Consider the following 14,634-nt stretch of genomic DNA (forward strand, 5'->3'; position numbering starts at 1 on the left):
GCGTTTGGGTTTGACCCGCCAGAAGGGCCACCATTGACGCGTGCCTTCCTCTCCCACGCAGCGCGTTGACCTGACCAGGTTCGCGTGGCTGTCCATCGCCGCCGCCCTGCTCACCATCGTCCTGAAGATGGGCGCGTGGTGGGTCACCGGCTCGGTGGGCCTGCTGTCCGACGCGGCCGAATCCGTGGTGAACCTGGTCGCGGCGTTCGTGGCGTTGTACGTGTTGAAACTCGCTGCTCGCCCCGCGGACAAGAACCACCACTTCGGTCACACGAAGGCGGAGTACTTCTCCTCGGGGGTCGAGGGCGTGCTGATCTTCATCGCGGCCGCCGCGATCCTGGTGTTCGGCATCCAGCGGCTGATGGACCCGCGGCCCATCGAGGAGGTGGGCCTCGGCCTCGGCATCTCCGTGGTGGCGGCCCTCGTCAACGGGGCCGTCGCGTTCGTCCTGATGCGCGCCGGGAAGAAGCACAACTCGATCACCTTGCGTGCCGACGCCAAGCACCTCTACACCGACCTCATCACCACGGCCGGCGTCATCGTCGGCATCCTCCTCGTGGGCCTCACCGGCTGGGACTGGCTCGACCCGGTGATCGCCATCCTCGTGGGCCTCAACATCCTGTGGACCGGCTGGCGGCTGGTCATGGAGTCGTCCTCCGGGCTCATGGACGAGTCGCTGCCCAAGGAGACCAACACCAGGCTGCGCGAGATCCTGGACCGACACACCAACGAGCATGTGCAGTTCCATGCCTTCCGCACCCGCGTCTCCGGGGCCCGCGCCTTCATGGAGATGCACATGCTCGTCCCCGGGAGTTGGACGGTGCAGGAGGGCCACGACGCGATGGAGGACCTGGTCGACCTCATCCAGGAGGAGTTCCCGGACCTCCGCGTGCTGGGCCACCTGGAGCCCATCGAGGACCCGCGCAGCTACCAGGACGAATTCCTCATCTGATCAAGATTGGCCGCACTGCCGCCGCAAGGTGCCGCTGGCGGCTGGATGCGCAACAAAGCTCCCTCGCGATGGGTTCCGTGCGTGACGTCACGCAGGGAACCCCTTGCGAGGGAGCTATTTTCTCTCTTGTTGCCGCTAGAGGCGACGGGCCGGGCCGCCGGGGCGGGTGACGATCGTCGAGGCGGTCTCGGCGACCTCGGGGTACTCGGCCACATAGGCAGCCAGCCACCTGTCGGCGAAGGCCTCAGCCTCGTCGGTCTTGACCAGGGCCCAGACGGAGCCGCCGAAGCCGGCGCCGAAGCCTGCCGAGGCGGCCGCGCCCAGCTCGCGGGCGAGCCGCTGGAGGCGGTTGGTCTCGGGGATCTGGTTGCCCAACTGCTCGTCAGCGTTGCGCTGCGAGAGGTCGGCGGCGCGGCCGAAGGCCTCCAGGTCGCCGGCCTGCAGGGCCTTCACCGCCTGGGGGATGGCGACCTCGGATTCGGTGACGAAGGCCGTCAGGCGCCTGGTGAGGCCTTCATCCGAGGCCGCGATCGCGCGCAGCCCCTCGAGGGCGTCATCGTCGGACGCCAGCGCGTCTGCGAGGACGGCGTCCTCGCGGCCGGTGGCGTCGTTCCACGCCTCAGCCAGTTCGCGCGCCCGCAACGAGGCGTTGTTGTACGACTCCAGCGCCCCGCCGGTCTTTTCGGCCAGCACACCTGAGACCGCCACGACGAACGACCACTCTTGGGGAAGCGCCACCGAGGCGCCCTCCTCGATGGGGCAGAACGTGAACTCGGTCAGGCTGCCCTCGTGGCAGCAGAGCATCGCCGTGTGGTCTTCCGAGCCGCCGAAGGTACCCACGCCGCGCATGCCGGCGAGGGTGCCGAAGGTCAGCCCGTTCTCCATCGTGGCCATGTAGCCGGCCAGGTCGATGTCGGAGTGGATGTTGGCCTTCCACTCGTCGCGCTCCCGGATGTCGTTGTGGTCCACCACGGCCAGCGCCACCGCCACCACGAGCGCCGACGACGAGCTCATGCCCGAGGCCAGCGGCAGGTTGGAGTCGATCACGAGGCGGGCGGGCTTCAGCTCGCCGAAGTTCATAAACAGCCTGTCGAGCGTCGCCTGGACGTAGTTGCCCCAGTGGCCCTTCGGCAGGCCTGATGGCGACCCGGGCGTGAGCGTCAGTTCACCGGGGACGGCCGTCGTCGAGGCGTAGAAGCCTTCGTCCGCGTCCTCCAGTGTGATGGTGATGCCGCGGTCCACGGCAGCCAGCAGCGACCGGCCGCCGGCGTAGTCGGTGTGCTTACCGAGGACCTCGAGGCGGCCGGGGACGAACCACTTCACAGACGGGCCTCGCGGTCACCGAGGGCTTCGACGACGGAGGCGATGTCGCCGCGGTTGCTCATGTCGAGCACGCCGGCGTCGGCCTTCACGACGGCGTACGGGTCGCCGTCCTCGATGGCGCGGCGCACCGCGTCGGTGATCTCGTACTCGCCGCGCGCCGACAGCGGGATGGCCTTGGCCGCCGCAAAGATGGCCGGAGTGCACAGCCAGCAGTTCATGGAGATGACCGCATCGTCGCCGAGGCGCTCGATGGTCTCCTGGTCCGGCTTCTCCACCAACTCGGCCAGGTTCCCCTCGTCATCGGCGGTGGCCAGCGCGAAGGCGGCGATGCGCTCCGGTGCGATGTTGGACTTGGTGAGCATCCCGTTGCGGGTGAAGCCCACGAGGGCGGAGCCGGGGACGTCCGTCAGCAGGGTGAGGGCCTCTGCGGGGTAGTAGTTGTCCGAATTGATCACCAGCACGCGGTCGTCGCCGGCGAACTCCTCCGCGGCGAGCACGGCGTTGGCGGTGCCGAGCGGCTCCTCCTGGACGGCGTAGGAGACGGTGATGCGCTCCTTGGCCACGTTGTCGTAGTACTCGCGGATCATGTCGTGCTCCGGGCCGATCACCAGACAGATGTCGGTGAAGTCGGCGTCGGCCAGCGCGGAGATCACATGGTCGAGGAACGGACGCCCGACGGAGATCATCGCCTTGACGCCCGCGTCGGCCGCCTTGGACTGCTCTTCGCTGAGGTCGACACCCTCAGCTTCCTTGCGCATGCGCGAACCCAGCCCGCGGGCCAGAATGACTGCCTTGTGAGGTGCCTCATAGCTCATGGCACCACCCTATTGCCCGCCGCGGGTGGGACGCGAAGTGGTCAGCCGATGTGGTGAACCGCCGTGCGCAGAATCAGGGCCATCGACACGGCTCCCGGGTCGATGATGCCCACCGACCGGTCTGCGTTCAGCGCGGCCCTGCCGCGGCGGGCGACCATGTCGACGGTGGCGTCGCGCCCGGCCTCGGCGGCCGCGGCCGCCTTCTCCAGGGCATCCGCGACATTCTCGCCTTCGGCGGCCGACGCGTCGAGGGAGGCAGAGGCCGGGGCCAGCGCGTCGATCATCGTCTTGTCGCCCGGTTCTGCCTTGCCGCGCGCCTGCACTCCGCGGAGCGCCTCCCGCAGCGCGAGGGCGAGGCCGGGGGTGGTCAGCGACGGGTCCCAGTGGGCGCCGGCACGGAGGAAGAACGTGCCGAACAACGGCCCGGAGGCGCCGCCCACGTTCTGCACCAGCGCCATGCCGACCTGGCGCAGCGCCTCGGCGGCATGGAGTTGGGCGCTGAGGTCGAGGTTCTCGGCCGCCGCGAAACCGCGCACCATGTTCGTGCCGTGATCGCCATCGCCCAGGGCGCGGTCGAGTTCATCCAGCTCATCGATGCGGGCAACGAATTCGCGCGAGCATTCCAGCAGCCACTCGGCCACCACCATCACTCCGGCTCCCACGTGCGTCCTCCTCAGACGAGACAACGGGCGAGATTGTACGCCCACAAGGTGAACGCGCGATGTCAGCGCAGGCCGCGCAGGAAATCCTCGTCGTCATCGGGGGCCCGATGATCGCGGACCTGCGGGTGATTCTTCAGCGGCCTGCCCAGGACGAGCCACGACACCGGCCCCACGATGGGCAGCGCTATGACGGCGAAGGCCCAGAGCCAGCGGGGCATGGCCCGGACCTGGTAACCGCGGGATTGCGCGACCTCGACCACGCAGTAGATGGTGAGCATCACCACCGCGATGATGAGGAGGATCCTGGGCATGCGCCTAAGTCTACGTCGTCCAGGCCGGAGCGCGGTTTAGGGTGACGGGATGCACACCATCAGCGCCCGGGTCCGCGACCTCCTCGACGGCGGCCCCGGCCTGTGGCTCGCCCCCGGCAGCGGCACCGCGCCGGACGGGTGCGCCGTCGTGGCGACCTCCGGCTCGACCGGCGACGCGAAGCTCGTGGTGCTGCACCGCGCCGCGCTCCTGGCAGCGGCGCGCGCCGCCGAGGAGCGCCTCGGATTCCCCGCCACCTGGCACCTGACGCTCGCGCCGCACTACGTGGCCGGGCTCATGGTGCTCGTGCGCGGCCACCTGGGCGACGGGGTGCGCACCGCGTCCGCCGACCTCACGGACCTCGATCCGGCGCCCGGACGCAACTGCCTCTCGATCGTGGCCACCCAGCTGTACCGCGCCCTCGAGTCGCCCGCGCTGAGCGCGATGCTGGGCAGGTTCGACGCCGTCCTCGTCGGGGGCGCCGCGCTGCGTCCCGAACTGCGCGCCAGGGCCAAGGCGGCCGGCATCCGGGTGATCGAGACCTACGGGATGAGCGAGACCTGCGGCGGAGTGGTGTGGGACGGCGTCCCGCTGCCCGGCGTCAGGGTCACTGTGGGGGAGCGCGGCCGGATCGAGATCGGCGGGCCCACCGTGTTCGAGGGCTACCTCGGCCACCCCGCCGGACGGGGGACCGTGCTGACCAACGACCGTGGCCACTGGGCCGACGGGAAACTGGTCGTCGACGGCCGCTTCGACGATGTCGTCATCAGCGGCGGCGTCAACGTCGACCTCGCAGCGGTGCGCCGCGCCGTCGCGGACCTGGACCCGGAGACCGACGTGCTCGCCGTCGACGACCCCGAATGGGGCGCGCGCATCGTGCTGTTCGCCACCCGGGGCACGCTGGAAACCTGGCGGGACACCCTGCGCGGCTCGCTGCCTGCCCCGGCGCTGCCGCGGCAACTGGTCACCGTCGAGACGCTGCCGCGCACCGGCGGCGGTAAACCGGACCGGCGAATCCTCCTAGGATTGGTCAAATCATGAACGACTCCCTCTCCGTCTGGGTGGCCGGTGCGCGCCCCCGCACCCTCCCCGCCGCCGTCGCCCCCATCCTGGCGGGATCCGCCTCCGCCGCCGCCCTCGGCAGGTACCACTGGGGCATCGCGGCCCTCTGCCTCGTGGTGGCCCTGGCGCTGCAGGTGGGCGTCAACTACGCCAACGACTACTCCGACGGCGTGCGTGGCACCGACGACGACCGGGTGGGCCCCACCCGCATCACCGCCTCCGGCCTGGCGTCGCCCGCCGCAGTGAAGCGGGCCGCGTTCCTCTCGTTCGGAGTGGCTGCCCTGGCCGGGTTGGGCGTCGTGGCGTGGAGCGGTCACTGGTGGCTGCTGGTCGTGGGGGCTCTCGCCATCGTCGCCGCCTGGTTCTACACCGGCGGCCAGCGGCCCTACGGCTACCTGGGGCTGGGCGAGCTCATGGTGTTCGTGTTCTTCGGCCTGGTGGCCACCGTGGGTACCGCCTACGTGATCTCCGACGCCGCGCCGTGGCACGCGTGGCTGGCAGGCGCAGCGGTGGGCGCGCTCGCCGCCGGCATCCTGGTGGCCAACAACCTGCGCGACATCCCCACGGACCGGATCGCCGGCAAGATGACGCTGCCCGCGCGGTTGGGCGACCGCAACAGCCGCCTCTTCTACGTGGCGCTCGTCGGGCTCACCGTCGCCGCCGTCATCGGCTTCGCTGCGCTGACCACGTGGTGGGCCCTGGTGGCGCTCCTGGCCGTGGGCCTGCTCGTCGAGCCCCTGCGCCGCATCCTCGGGGGAGCCAACGGCCGGGGACTCATCCCCGTGATCCAGTCCACCGGCTTCGCCGAGATCGGCATCGGCCTGGGGCTGCTCGTCGGGACCTACCTGGCATGAGGCTCTTCGTCTACGACATCCCCCTCACCGTCCGGTTCCGCGGCATCAGCCACCGCAGCGGGGTCCTGTTCGAGGGTCCGGCGGGCTGGGCCGAGTGGAGTCCCTTCCCGGAGTACGACGACGCGGAGGCCGCCGCCTGGCTCCGCGCGGCCATGGAGATGGCCGAGGAGGGGTACCCGGCGCCGGTGCGCGACACCGTGCCCGTCAACGGCATCGTCCCGGGCCTCCCGCCGGAGCAGGCCGCGGCCCGCGCGGTGGCGTCCGGCTGCAGCACGATCAAGATCAAGGTGGCTGCCTCGGGGGAGCGGATCGACGACGACATCGCCCGGGTCGCCGCGGTGCACGCCGCACTGCCGGGGGCCAAGCTCCGCGTGGACGCCAACGGCGGCTGGAGCCTCGAGGAGGCGGCCGCCGCCCTCAGGGAACTGGACCCGTTCGGGCTCGAGTACGCGGAACAGCCCTGCGCCACCGTCGAGGAACTGGCCGCGCTGCGGCGGCTCGACCTGGGCACGCCCATCGCCGCCGACGAATCCATCCGCCGCGCAGGCGACCCGCTCAGGGTGAAGCGGGCCGGGGCGGCCGACATCGCCATGCTCAAGGTGCAGCCGCTGGGCGGCGTGCGCGCCTGCCTGCGGCTCGCCGAGGAACTGGCCATGCCCGTGGTGGTGTCCAGCGCCGTGGAGACCTCCGTCGGCCTCCGGGCGGGGCTGGCCCTGGCTGCCGCGCTGCCCGAGCTGCCCCACGCCTGCGGTTTGGAGACCGCCCGCCTCCTCGACGGCGACGTCACGGCGAGCCCGCTCCACCCGGTCGACGGCGTGCTCCCGGTGCGGCCGGTGGTCGTGGACCCCGCGTTGCTCGAGCGGTACGCGGCCGGCCCGGAACTCACCCGCTTCTGGTTGGATCGGTGGAGGAGGGTCTCATGAGCAGCATCCGGTTGGGCAGCACGATCGTCGACGCCCTCCTCAGCATGGGGGTGCGCGACGTCGTGCTCGCGCCCGGCTCCCGCAGCGCGGCCCTGGCGCTCGCCGTCGAGCGCGCCGACCGCGCCGGGGTGCTCCGGCTGCACGTCCGCATCGACGAGCGGGTGGCCTCGTTCACCGCGTTGGGCCTGGCCAAGGCCGGTCAGCGCCCCGCCGTTGTCATGACCACGTCCGGCACCGCCGTCGCGAACCTGGCCCCCGCGGCCATGGAGGCGCGGGCCGCCGGCATCCCGCTGGTCTTCATCACGGCAGACCGCCCCGCCCATTTCGTGGGCACCGGCGCGAGCCAGACGGCAGACCAGGCGGGGGCCCTCGGGCCGGCCGCGCTGGGCGTCGTCCGGTTGTCGTCCGAATCCGGTGACGAGGCGGCCTGGGCCGCCGGCGTGCACCGCGCCGTCGTGCTCGCGGCCGGCTACCGCACCCGCCGGCCGGGGCCCGTGCAGCTGAACGTCGAGTTCGCCGCCCCGGTGGTGGGCCCGTTGCCGGCACCAGGGCAGTGGCCGCTGTTGGTGAGCCCCAGTCTGCCCGGGCAGGTCTACCGGGTTGAGGCAGGCCTGCGCACCGTCGTGCTGGCCGGCGACGCCCCGCCCGAGATCGGCGCCGAAGCCAGGAGGGTCGCCGAAGCGGCTGGGGCGCCGCTCTTCGCTGAACCCAGCTCCAACGCCCGAGGAGGTGGCTGCGCCATCGCCGGCTACCGCGACCTCCTGGGCACGCTGGGCGCCGAGATCGAACGGGTGGTGGTGTTCGGTCACCCCACCCTGTCGCGGCCGGTGGTCGGCCTGATGGCCCGCGCCGACGTCGAACTCATCGTGGTGACCTCCGCGGCCGACTGGACGGATCCCGGGCATCGCGCGGTCGTCATCGCGGACTCGGTCGAGATCCCGGAACAGGATGAGTCCTGGCTGGCCCGCTGGCGCGCGGCCGACGCGGCGGGGGTCGGCGAGGGCTTCACGCAGCGCCACGTCGCCAGGGCCGTGCTCGCGGCGCTCGACGGTGGGCACGACCTCATGCTCGGTTCCAGCTCGATCATCCGCGCCGCAGACGTGCTCCCGGTGGGTGACGACGCCCCGCGGGTCTACGCCAACCGCGGCGTGGCGGGCATCGACGGGACCATCGCCACCGCCACCGGCATCGCGCTGGCCGACCACCGCCCCACCACGGTGCTGGTCGGTGACCTCACGGTGCAGCACGACCTGGGGGCCCTCGTCCGGCCCACCCTCGAGCCGTGGCCGGGGCTTCGCGTCGTGGTCGCCGATGACGACGGCGGCTCGATCTTCCATACGCTCGAGCAGGGCGCGCCGGACTACGCCGACAGCTTCGAACGGGTGTTCGGCACGCCCCAGGGGCTGGACCTGGTGGCCGTGGCCACAGCCATGGGGTGGCGGGCGGTGCGCGTGGCCGATCAGCCCTCGCTGGAGGAGGCGCTCGCCTCGGACGCAGAGTTCATCGTGGCGGGGGTCCCGAGGCCCTGACGGCCGTCGTGGGCGGTGAGCCAGTTGCGGACGGCCAACGTGGCGCGCACGTCGTCCTCGTTGTAGTCGAGCACCCGCTGCCGCGCAGAGCTTCGGGCCTCCGCGGTGCCGCCCTTGACCGCCTGCGCGAACCACGTCTGCGACGCGAGCCCGCCGGGCTCCTCGTCGCGCCAATGGAAGCCGACGCCGCGGCTGGCGACGACCTTCAACCCGAGCCCGTCGACGCCCACAAAGTTGTCGCGGACGAAGCCGAACAGGTCTGTGAAGTGGTCCTTGATGAGTTCCACGGCCGCGAGCAGCGCGGGGTTTGCGCTGCGTTCCGCGAGCCGTCGCAGGTGCACGGTCTCGTAGTCGCTGTAATGGAACACCCTGAGCCCCGGATGACGCGCCACCATGTCCAGCAGCCACTGGGCGAACTCCGCCGCCACGGCCGTCTCCGCCTCCTGGGTGAGTTGCTCGAAGCGGCTGAAGTGCTGGAACCGCGAGCCCCCAGCGTCGGTCACCAGGACACCCCAGAGGTACACGGTGCCGTCGTCGGCGGTCTCGATGTCGAGGTCCACCTCGACGGGGGCGCGCGGCACCCCGATGGCCTCGGTGCTCACGCGCTCCAGCTCCACGCCGCTGGCCAACATCCTGGCACGGCGGGCCGCCTGGCGCAGGCGGTGTTCGGAGCGGTCGCGGTGACCTGTGAGCGGCAGGTACCGGAGGAGGATGGCGTCGATGTCCGCCTCCGCCAGTTCCGCGACGGTCTTGATGCCCAGCCCCAGCAGCGTCTGGAGTTCGCGCACGTCGAGCGGCGCCTTGGAGATGCGCAGCGAGAGGTCGTCGTCGTCGATCAGCGGGCGGCACACCTGCCACCAGGCGCACCACTCGCACTCCTTGATGCGGATGGGCCGCACCACCGGCGCGGGGTCATCCACGCCCGTACGCTCACGCGCATGCTCGGCCACGTAGACGCGGAAGCCGTGCTCGTGGTCGTAGCGCTCGAGCGCCGAGCGCAGCTTGTGGCCCGCGGTCTTCGAATAGGTCCGGATGAACTTGGTGGTGAGGTCCACCCAGGTGGCCGACGGCTCCGAACCGGCGGCCCGGTCGTCGCCCACGACGGCTGCCAGCGGGGAGGAGGATGCGAAGCCGCAGGATTCCAGCAGCCGCCAGTGGTGTGCCAGTTCCAGCAGCACACCTTCTCGGTAGCCGCGATAGCGCAGGTCAGGGAGGGCCTGCAGGGTGCCGATGGCGTCGATGGTGGAGACCTGCAGCTGCGTGGCGCCCACCTGCTTTTCGCGCACCCGGTACGGCTTGACCTTCAGCGGCCAGTAGCCGGGCGTCCCCGCCTCGGTGTCCCTGCCGCGCACCAGCGCGTCCGGCCGGCCGCTGCGGTGGCCGTCGAGATCCATGGGTAGCACGCCGCCGAGGATCAGCGGCGCCCCTGCGCCCATCGCCTCGAGCGCGGCCTTGAGCCGCTCCTCCCACGAGGCGCCCTCCGCGTGGAGCCTGCGGAGGTCCACGACGCCCTGGGTGCGGGCGGCCAGCCGATTGAGCACCCCGTCGCGGAAATCCGAGCCGCCCTGGAACGATTCGCGCAGCGACTCGTCATGCGGCTGTGCCGGCTGGGGGACCGTGGGGTCGAACGTGTGGAACGTCTTCACCGGGCAACTACGGGCGGCGTAGGCGTCCAGCACGAAACTGTTCATCAACGCTTCCAGCCCCGGTGCAGCGCCACGATGCCGGCGGCATGGTCCTGCCATTCCACGCTCTGCCAGCCGGCCTCGCGCATGAGGTCTGCCAGCCCCTGCTGATCCGGCCAGGCGAGGATGGACTCCGCCAGGTAGCCGTAGGCCACCGGATTGCTGGACAGCTTGGCGATGCGGGGCAGCGCGGCCACGAGGTAGTTGGTGTAGACGTGCCGGAAGGCCCGGTTGGTGGGGGTGGAGAACTCCGCGATGACCACGCGGCCGCCGGGCTTGGTGACCCGGTACATCTCCTTCAGCGCGTCCAGCGTGCGTTCGACGTTGCGCAGCCCGTAGGAGATGGTGACGGCGTCGAACGTGTCGTCCGGGAACGGCAGGGCCACCGCGTCGCCCGCCACGAAGTCGAGGCCGGGCTGCTGCCGTCTGCCCTGGGCCAGCATGCCCAGAGAGATGTCGCTGGGCACCACGTAGGCGCCGTGCGCCGCGAGGACGGCCGACGACGTGCCGGTGCCCGCCGCGAGGTCCAGGATGCGCTGCCCGGGCTGCGGGTCCACCGCCTCCACCGTGGCGCGGCGCCACCTCCTCACCTGACCCATGCTCAGCACGTCGTTGAACAGGTCATAGCGTTTGGCGACACCGTCGAACATGGCGGCGACGTCACCGCGCCGCTTGTCAAGGGTTGCTCGGCTGCCGGGCTCACTCTGCATTGGTTCACCTTATCGCTGCCCACCGACGGATGCAGGGACGCCGGTTCGCCCCGGTTGCGGCGATGGTGGACAATGGCGGACGTGGCTAAGAATGACGTCGTACTCCAGGTGGACAACCTCAAGAAGGGCTACGGCCCGGTAACCATCGTGGAGGGCTTCTCCATGAAGGTGCGGGCCGGTGAAGCCGTCGCGCTCACGGGGCGCAACGGCGCCGGCAAGTCGACGGTGCTGCGCTGCCTCGTCGGCGCGGACAGGCCGGATGAGGGCACCGTCATGGTCAACGGGATCAAGGTGTCGGAGACCAACCCGATCATCCGCCGCGATGTGGCCACCGTCATCGACGACCTCGACTTCTTCCCGGACCTCTCCGTCGTGGAACACCTCGACCTGCTCGCCCGTGCGCACGGGCTCGAGCACCCTGACGACCTCGTCGACGAGGTGCTCGAGGAGGTGCAGCTCGTGCCGCAGGCCGGCCAGCTCCCCTCCACCCTGTCGTCGGGCCAGCGGCGTCGCCTGGCGCTGGCCACCGCCTTCGTCCGCCCGAGGCAGCTGCTGGTGCTCGACGAGCCAGAGCAGCGCCTCGACGTGGAAGGTGTCGCCTGGCTGGGCCAGCGGCTGAAGGCCGACATCGCCGGCGGCCTGGCGATCGTGCTGGCGAGCCATGAGCCCTCGCTCCTCGAGGCCATCGGCGCGCGCACCATCCGGCTGGGGGTCTGAGCCTTGAGCACCGCGCACGACCACTTCGACGGCCTGGGGGTCGTCGACGAGAAGCAGCTCAAGCTGCTGATGAAGGACTGGCGACGCGGGCGCGCCGACCGCAGCCTCTGGCAGGCGCTGTCCGACGGCTACGTCATGGTGTTCTCCATCGTGCTGATCGGCGCCATGGTGATCTCCTCGATCGTCCGCGCCCAGCAGGTGGTGGCGATCTGTGACACCGCCGGCTGTCTCGCCGCCCGCGGCCTGCTGCCCTGGGCCTCGGTCGCCGGCATCCTGGCGTCGACGCTGGTGTTGTCGCGCATGTTCGGCCCCGTCGTCGCCTCCGCCGCTGAAGGTTTCTGGCTCATGGACGGCCCCACGGACCGACGGCGGCTGCTGGCCGGCCGCCTGGTCGCGGCCATCGTCCTGGCGCTCGTCGTCGGCGGGCTGCTGGGGGCGTTGATCGCCGCGCTGACGGGATCACCGCTGCCGGAAGTGGGCATCTGGGCGCTGGCCGGGGGCTTCGGCTCCGCAGGCCTGCTCGCGTTCGCCGCGGCCGAGCAGGGGCTCGACCGTCGCTGGGTCGTGACCGTGCTGCAGTGGATCATCGGCGTCATCGCCATCGGCACCCTCGTCCTGCTGGTCTTCGGCGCCGCCGGCTGGATCGACCTGGGCGGGGCCCATCTCATCGCCGTCGAACTCGCCTACATCGTGGCGGGCGTCGGCCTCCTGCTGGTCCTCGTGGCCGGCTTCGTTGCCTACCGCAGGCTCCGCGGGGTCCGTCGTAACCGCCTCACCGCCGGCGGGTCGCTGCTGAGCGGGCTGCAGGGTGCGGCGTTCGCGCTCGAATTCGCCCTGATCCGAGACATCCTCATCGAGGCCAAGGCCCGCGAAAAGGGTCACGTGAAGCCCACCCGCGGCGCCGGCTCCGGCATGACCGCCCTGGTCATGCGCGACGTGCAGCGCCTCTGGCGCCAGCCCATGCGGCTGGTCACGCTGGCGGCCACCGTCGTGGTGCCCTATGCGGTGCAGGCGTTGGGCCTGGCCACCCTGAACCCGCCGTTGTCGGCGCTGGTGCTGGTGGCGGCGCTGATCCCGTTCATGAACTCGCTGCGCGTGCTGACCCGCACCAGGGGCCTGCAGCGCTGCTTCCCGTTCGACCCGGGCAAGGTCAAGCAGGCCGCGATGGTCGTCCCTGGAGTCCTCGCCCTGCTGTGGGCCGTCGCCACGCTGCCTGCGTTCATGGGCGTGGGCGGCGGCGTCACCGTCGAGCCCGTCGCCGCGGCCTCCGCCGCCGTGGTCACCGGCATTGCCGGGTTCCTCGGCGCGGTGCGATGGGTCTCGGCCCGCCCGCCGGACTACTCCGGACCCATCATGTCCACCGGTTTCGGCGCCATGCCGCCCGGCCTGATGTTCTCGCTGCTGCGCGGCCTCGACATGGTGGCGCTCGTCACCCTGCCCATCGTGCTGGGCTGGCCCGTGTGGATCTCGCTGGTCGTCGGCCTCATCGCGTTCATGATCCTGCGCAGCGGTCTTGACCGCGAGCAGCTCATGGAGCAGCAGGAGGAGCAGAAGCGCGAACTCGCCGAGGAACGCCGTCGCCGCGAGGGAACGGCCGCACCGAAGGCGAAGATCAAGGTCCAGCGCAACCGCTGACCGCGCCAGGGGGAGTGTGCGCGCCGTGGCTCAGGCCGCGGCGCGCTTCGCCGTTCAGGAGCCGTTGAGACCGAGGGCCTGCAGCATCGGCACGAACTTCGCGCCGGTCTCGGCCAGTTCGGATTCGGGCGAGGAATCTGCCACGATGCCCGCCCCGGCGAACAACTGGATCTCGTTGGGGGTCTCGGGCCTCACCTGGCCGCCGCGCAACGCGATGGCCCATTCCCCGTCGCCGTGGGTGTCCACCCACCCGACGGGCCCGGCGTACCGGCCGCGGTCCAGGGATTCGAGCTCTGAGATCACGTCGAGCGCCAGGTGCGTCGGGGTCCCGCACACTGCGGCACTCGGGTGCAGCGCGGCGGCCAGTGTCATGGCGCTGGCCGCCCCGTCGACCACCCCGGTGATGTCGGTGGCCAAGTGCATCACGTTGGGGAGCTTCAGCACTGAGGGGGCTTCGGGCACGTTCATCGCGTTGCAGTAGGGCGCCAGCGCCCTCGCCACGGATTCGACGGCGAACTCGTGCTCGGAGATGTCCTTGCTGGATTTCGCGAGGCGTGCGGCGAGCCTGATCGGGTCCGCATCCTCGTCGTCGCCCCAGACGGTGCCGGCCAGCACGCGCGACGTGACGAGTCCACCCTCACGGCGGACGAGCAGTTCCGGGGTGGCGCCGATCATGCCGTCCACCAGGTACGCCCAGGTCATGGGGTAGGTGGCCATCAGTTCGCGCAGCACGAACCGCAGGTCGAGCGGGTTGTCGGCACGGGCGATGAGGTCGCGGGCGAGCACCACCTTGTGAACCTCGCCCTTGCGGATCAGCGACACCACCGCTGCCACGATGTCGGTCCAGGCGTGGTCGGCCATGGAACCGCCCAACGAGGTCACGCCTGCCGGGGGCCGGACGGGCTCACCGGGCGAGGGGAGGGTGGCGTTGCCGCGGGCCGGGCCGAGCTTGGTCATCCAGCTGAGCCCGCCGCGCCTGCCGATGATCACCTCCGGGACGGTGAGGACCGAGCGCTCCTCGGACCTGTCGGGGTCGAAGGTGAAGGTGCCCACCGCGATGGGACCGGTGCCGAATTCGCCGAGCACCTCGGAGTCGTGGTCGATCTGGCCGGAGATCTCCTCCCACCAGACGTCGGCGGCGTCCAGCCGGTCGGTCTCGAACCGGGCCACTTCGCCCAGTGCCACAAAGCCGTCGCCGCGGCGCAGGAACGCCGTCGACGGGCCGGTCTCCGGGAGGAATCTCTCCAGGGCCCCGGGGTCGTCGATCGCGACAGTGGTCGCACGCATCCGAGCGCTCCCGAAGTCCAGAATCACCCTCGCGAGCATAGCCGCGACGCTCGCCTGAGGCCATTCAGCCCCCGATTATGGGACCACCGTCCCCAGGCGGGGGAGGGGTATCTGCGACGCACGGCCGGGCACGTAATTTAGCAAGCCTGCCGTGACCAAATACCCAAGTCA

General features: G+C 71.1%; 14 protein-coding genes. 7 read left to right on the forward strand and 7 right to left on the reverse strand.

All coding sequences use genetic code 11. The features are described from left to right. Positions 1-40 precede the first annotated feature (40 nt). Complete coding sequence (locus H5393_RS02155) at positions 41-952, forward strand: cation diffusion facilitator family transporter (protein ID WP_182765343.1); 912 nt, start codon at positions 41-43, stop codon at positions 950-952. 135 nt (positions 953-1,087) lie between these two features. On the opposite strand, the gene H5393_RS02160 is transcribed toward H5393_RS02155, so the two are convergent. The 4 genes from H5393_RS02160 to H5393_RS02175 all read right to left on the reverse strand — a co-directional run bounded on the left by H5393_RS02160 (position 1,088) and on the right by H5393_RS02175 (position 4,063). Beyond that, positions 1,088-2,275: a galactokinase family protein gene (locus H5393_RS02160; protein WP_182765344.1), complete on the reverse strand. Its 1,188-nt coding sequence runs from the start codon at positions 2,273-2,275 to the stop codon at positions 1,088-1,090. Continuing rightward, entirely contained in the window at positions 2,272-3,090 is an 819-nt protein-coding gene (locus H5393_RS02165) for a nucleotidyltransferase family protein (protein WP_182765345.1), read from the reverse strand. The genes H5393_RS02160 and H5393_RS02165 overlap by 4 nt, the downstream gene beginning before the upstream one ends. Positions 3,091-3,131: 41 nt before the next feature. Beyond that, the gene (gene dhaL / locus H5393_RS02170) at positions 3,132-3,737 is read right to left on the reverse strand and encodes a dihydroxyacetone kinase subunit DhaL (RefSeq protein ID WP_182764239.1); all 606 of its coding nucleotides are present in this window, start codon (positions 3,735-3,737) and stop codon (positions 3,132-3,134) included. Between the two features lie 77 nt (positions 3,738-3,814). Further along, the gene (locus H5393_RS02175; protein ID WP_182763857.1) at positions 3,815-4,063 is read right to left on the reverse strand and encodes a PLD nuclease N-terminal domain-containing protein; all 249 of its coding nucleotides are present in this window, start codon (positions 4,061-4,063) and stop codon (positions 3,815-3,817) included. 49 nt (positions 4,064-4,112) lie between these two features. Here H5393_RS02175 and H5393_RS02180 point away from each other — a divergent pair, with 49 nt between their 5' ends. Genes H5393_RS02180 through menD form a run of 4 tightly spaced genes read left to right on the forward strand, consistent with a single transcriptional unit; the run spans position 4,113 to position 8,429 of the window. Beyond that, complete coding sequence (locus tag H5393_RS02180) at positions 4,113-5,102, forward strand: AMP-binding protein (RefSeq protein ID WP_182765346.1); 990 nt, start codon at positions 4,113-4,115, stop codon at positions 5,100-5,102. Continuing rightward, a complete protein-coding gene (locus tag H5393_RS02185) occupies positions 5,099-5,977 on the forward strand; it encodes a 1,4-dihydroxy-2-naphthoate polyprenyltransferase (protein WP_182765347.1) in 879 nt (292 codons plus the stop codon). Before H5393_RS02180 ends, H5393_RS02185 begins: the two co-directional genes overlap by 4 nt. Then, the gene (locus H5393_RS02190) at positions 5,974-6,900 is read left to right on the forward strand and encodes an o-succinylbenzoate synthase (protein ID WP_182763854.1); all 927 of its coding nucleotides are present in this window, start codon (positions 5,974-5,976) and stop codon (positions 6,898-6,900) included. Before H5393_RS02185 ends, H5393_RS02190 begins: the two co-directional genes overlap by 4 nt. After that, positions 6,897-8,429: a 2-succinyl-5-enolpyruvyl-6-hydroxy-3-cyclohexene-1-carboxylic-acid synthase gene (gene menD / locus H5393_RS02195; protein WP_182765348.1), complete on the forward strand. Its 1,533-nt coding sequence runs from the start codon at positions 6,897-6,899 to the stop codon at positions 8,427-8,429. The genes H5393_RS02190 and menD overlap by 4 nt, the downstream gene beginning before the upstream one ends. Here the strand turns inward: menD and H5393_RS02200 are convergent. Next, positions 8,360-10,120, reverse strand: a complete 1,761-nt coding sequence (locus H5393_RS02200; protein ID WP_182765349.1) for a TM0106 family RecB-like putative nuclease — start codon at positions 10,118-10,120, stop codon at positions 8,360-8,362. The two genes, menD and H5393_RS02200, sit on opposite strands and share 70 nt — an antisense overlap. Beyond that, positions 10,120-10,824, reverse strand: a complete 705-nt coding sequence (locus tag H5393_RS02205) for a demethylmenaquinone methyltransferase (protein WP_182763851.1) — start codon at positions 10,822-10,824, stop codon at positions 10,120-10,122. Before H5393_RS02205 ends, H5393_RS02200 begins: the two co-directional genes overlap by 1 nt. A gap of 72 nt (positions 10,825-10,896) precedes the next feature. Here H5393_RS02205 and H5393_RS02210 point away from each other — a divergent pair, with 72 nt between their 5' ends. Both H5393_RS02210 and H5393_RS02215 read left to right on the forward strand, forming a co-directional pair. Further along, positions 10,897-11,541, forward strand: a complete 645-nt coding sequence (locus H5393_RS02210) for an ABC transporter ATP-binding protein (protein WP_076060865.1) — start codon at positions 10,897-10,899, stop codon at positions 11,539-11,541. A gap of 3 nt (positions 11,542-11,544) precedes the next feature. Further along, positions 11,545-13,176 (forward strand): DUF6297 family protein, encoded by a 1,632-nt coding sequence (locus H5393_RS02215; protein WP_182765350.1) that lies wholly within the window; start codon positions 11,545-11,547, stop codon positions 13,174-13,176. 54 nt (positions 13,177-13,230) lie between these two features. Here H5393_RS02215 and H5393_RS02220 read toward each other — a convergent pair whose 3' ends face one another. Next, the gene (locus tag H5393_RS02220) at positions 13,231-14,463 is read right to left on the reverse strand and encodes an isochorismate synthase MenF (RefSeq protein WP_255436246.1); all 1,233 of its coding nucleotides are present in this window, start codon (positions 14,461-14,463) and stop codon (positions 13,231-13,233) included. Positions 14,464-14,634: the final 171 nt, after the last annotated feature.

Source organism: Tessaracoccus sp. MC1756, assembly GCF_014164735.1.
Classification (GTDB): Bacteria; Actinomycetota; Actinomycetes; order Propionibacteriales; family Propionibacteriaceae; genus Arachnia.

Bases quoted from the DNA above. Each gene is read 5' to 3' on its own strand.
- H5393_RS02210 (WP_076060865.1), top strand. From the start codon at position 10,897: ATGGCGGACGTGGCTAAGAATGACGTCGTACTCCAGGTGGACAACCTC.
- H5393_RS02165 (WP_182765345.1), bottom strand. From the start codon at position 3,090: ATGAGCTATGAGGCACCTCACAAGGCAGTCATTCTGGCCCGCGGGCTG.
- dhaL (WP_182764239.1), bottom strand. From the start codon at position 3,737: ATGGTGGTGGCCGAGTGGCTGCTGGAATGCTCGCGCGAATTCGTTGCC.
- menD (WP_182765348.1), top strand. From the start codon at position 6,897: ATGAGCAGCATCCGGTTGGGCAGCACGATCGTCGACGCCCTCCTCAGC.
- H5393_RS02220 (WP_255436246.1), bottom strand. From the start codon at position 14,463: ATGCGTGCGACCACTGTCGCGATCGACGACCCCGGGGCCCTGGAGAGA.
- H5393_RS02205 (WP_182763851.1), bottom strand. From the start codon at position 10,824: ATGCAGAGTGAGCCCGGCAGCCGAGCAACCCTTGACAAGCGGCGCGGT.
- H5393_RS02185 (WP_182765347.1), top strand. From the start codon at position 5,099: ATGAACGACTCCCTCTCCGTCTGGGTGGCCGGTGCGCGCCCCCGCACC.
- H5393_RS02200 (WP_182765349.1), bottom strand. From the start codon at position 10,120: ATGAACAGTTTCGTGCTGGACGCCTACGCCGCCCGTAGTTGCCCGGTG.
- H5393_RS02175 (WP_182763857.1), bottom strand. From the start codon at position 4,063: ATGCCCAGGATCCTCCTCATCATCGCGGTGGTGATGCTCACCATCTAC.
- H5393_RS02180 (WP_182765346.1), top strand. From the start codon at position 4,113: ATGCACACCATCAGCGCCCGGGTCCGCGACCTCCTCGACGGCGGCCCC.
- H5393_RS02190 (WP_182763854.1), top strand. From the start codon at position 5,974: ATGAGGCTCTTCGTCTACGACATCCCCCTCACCGTCCGGTTCCGCGGC.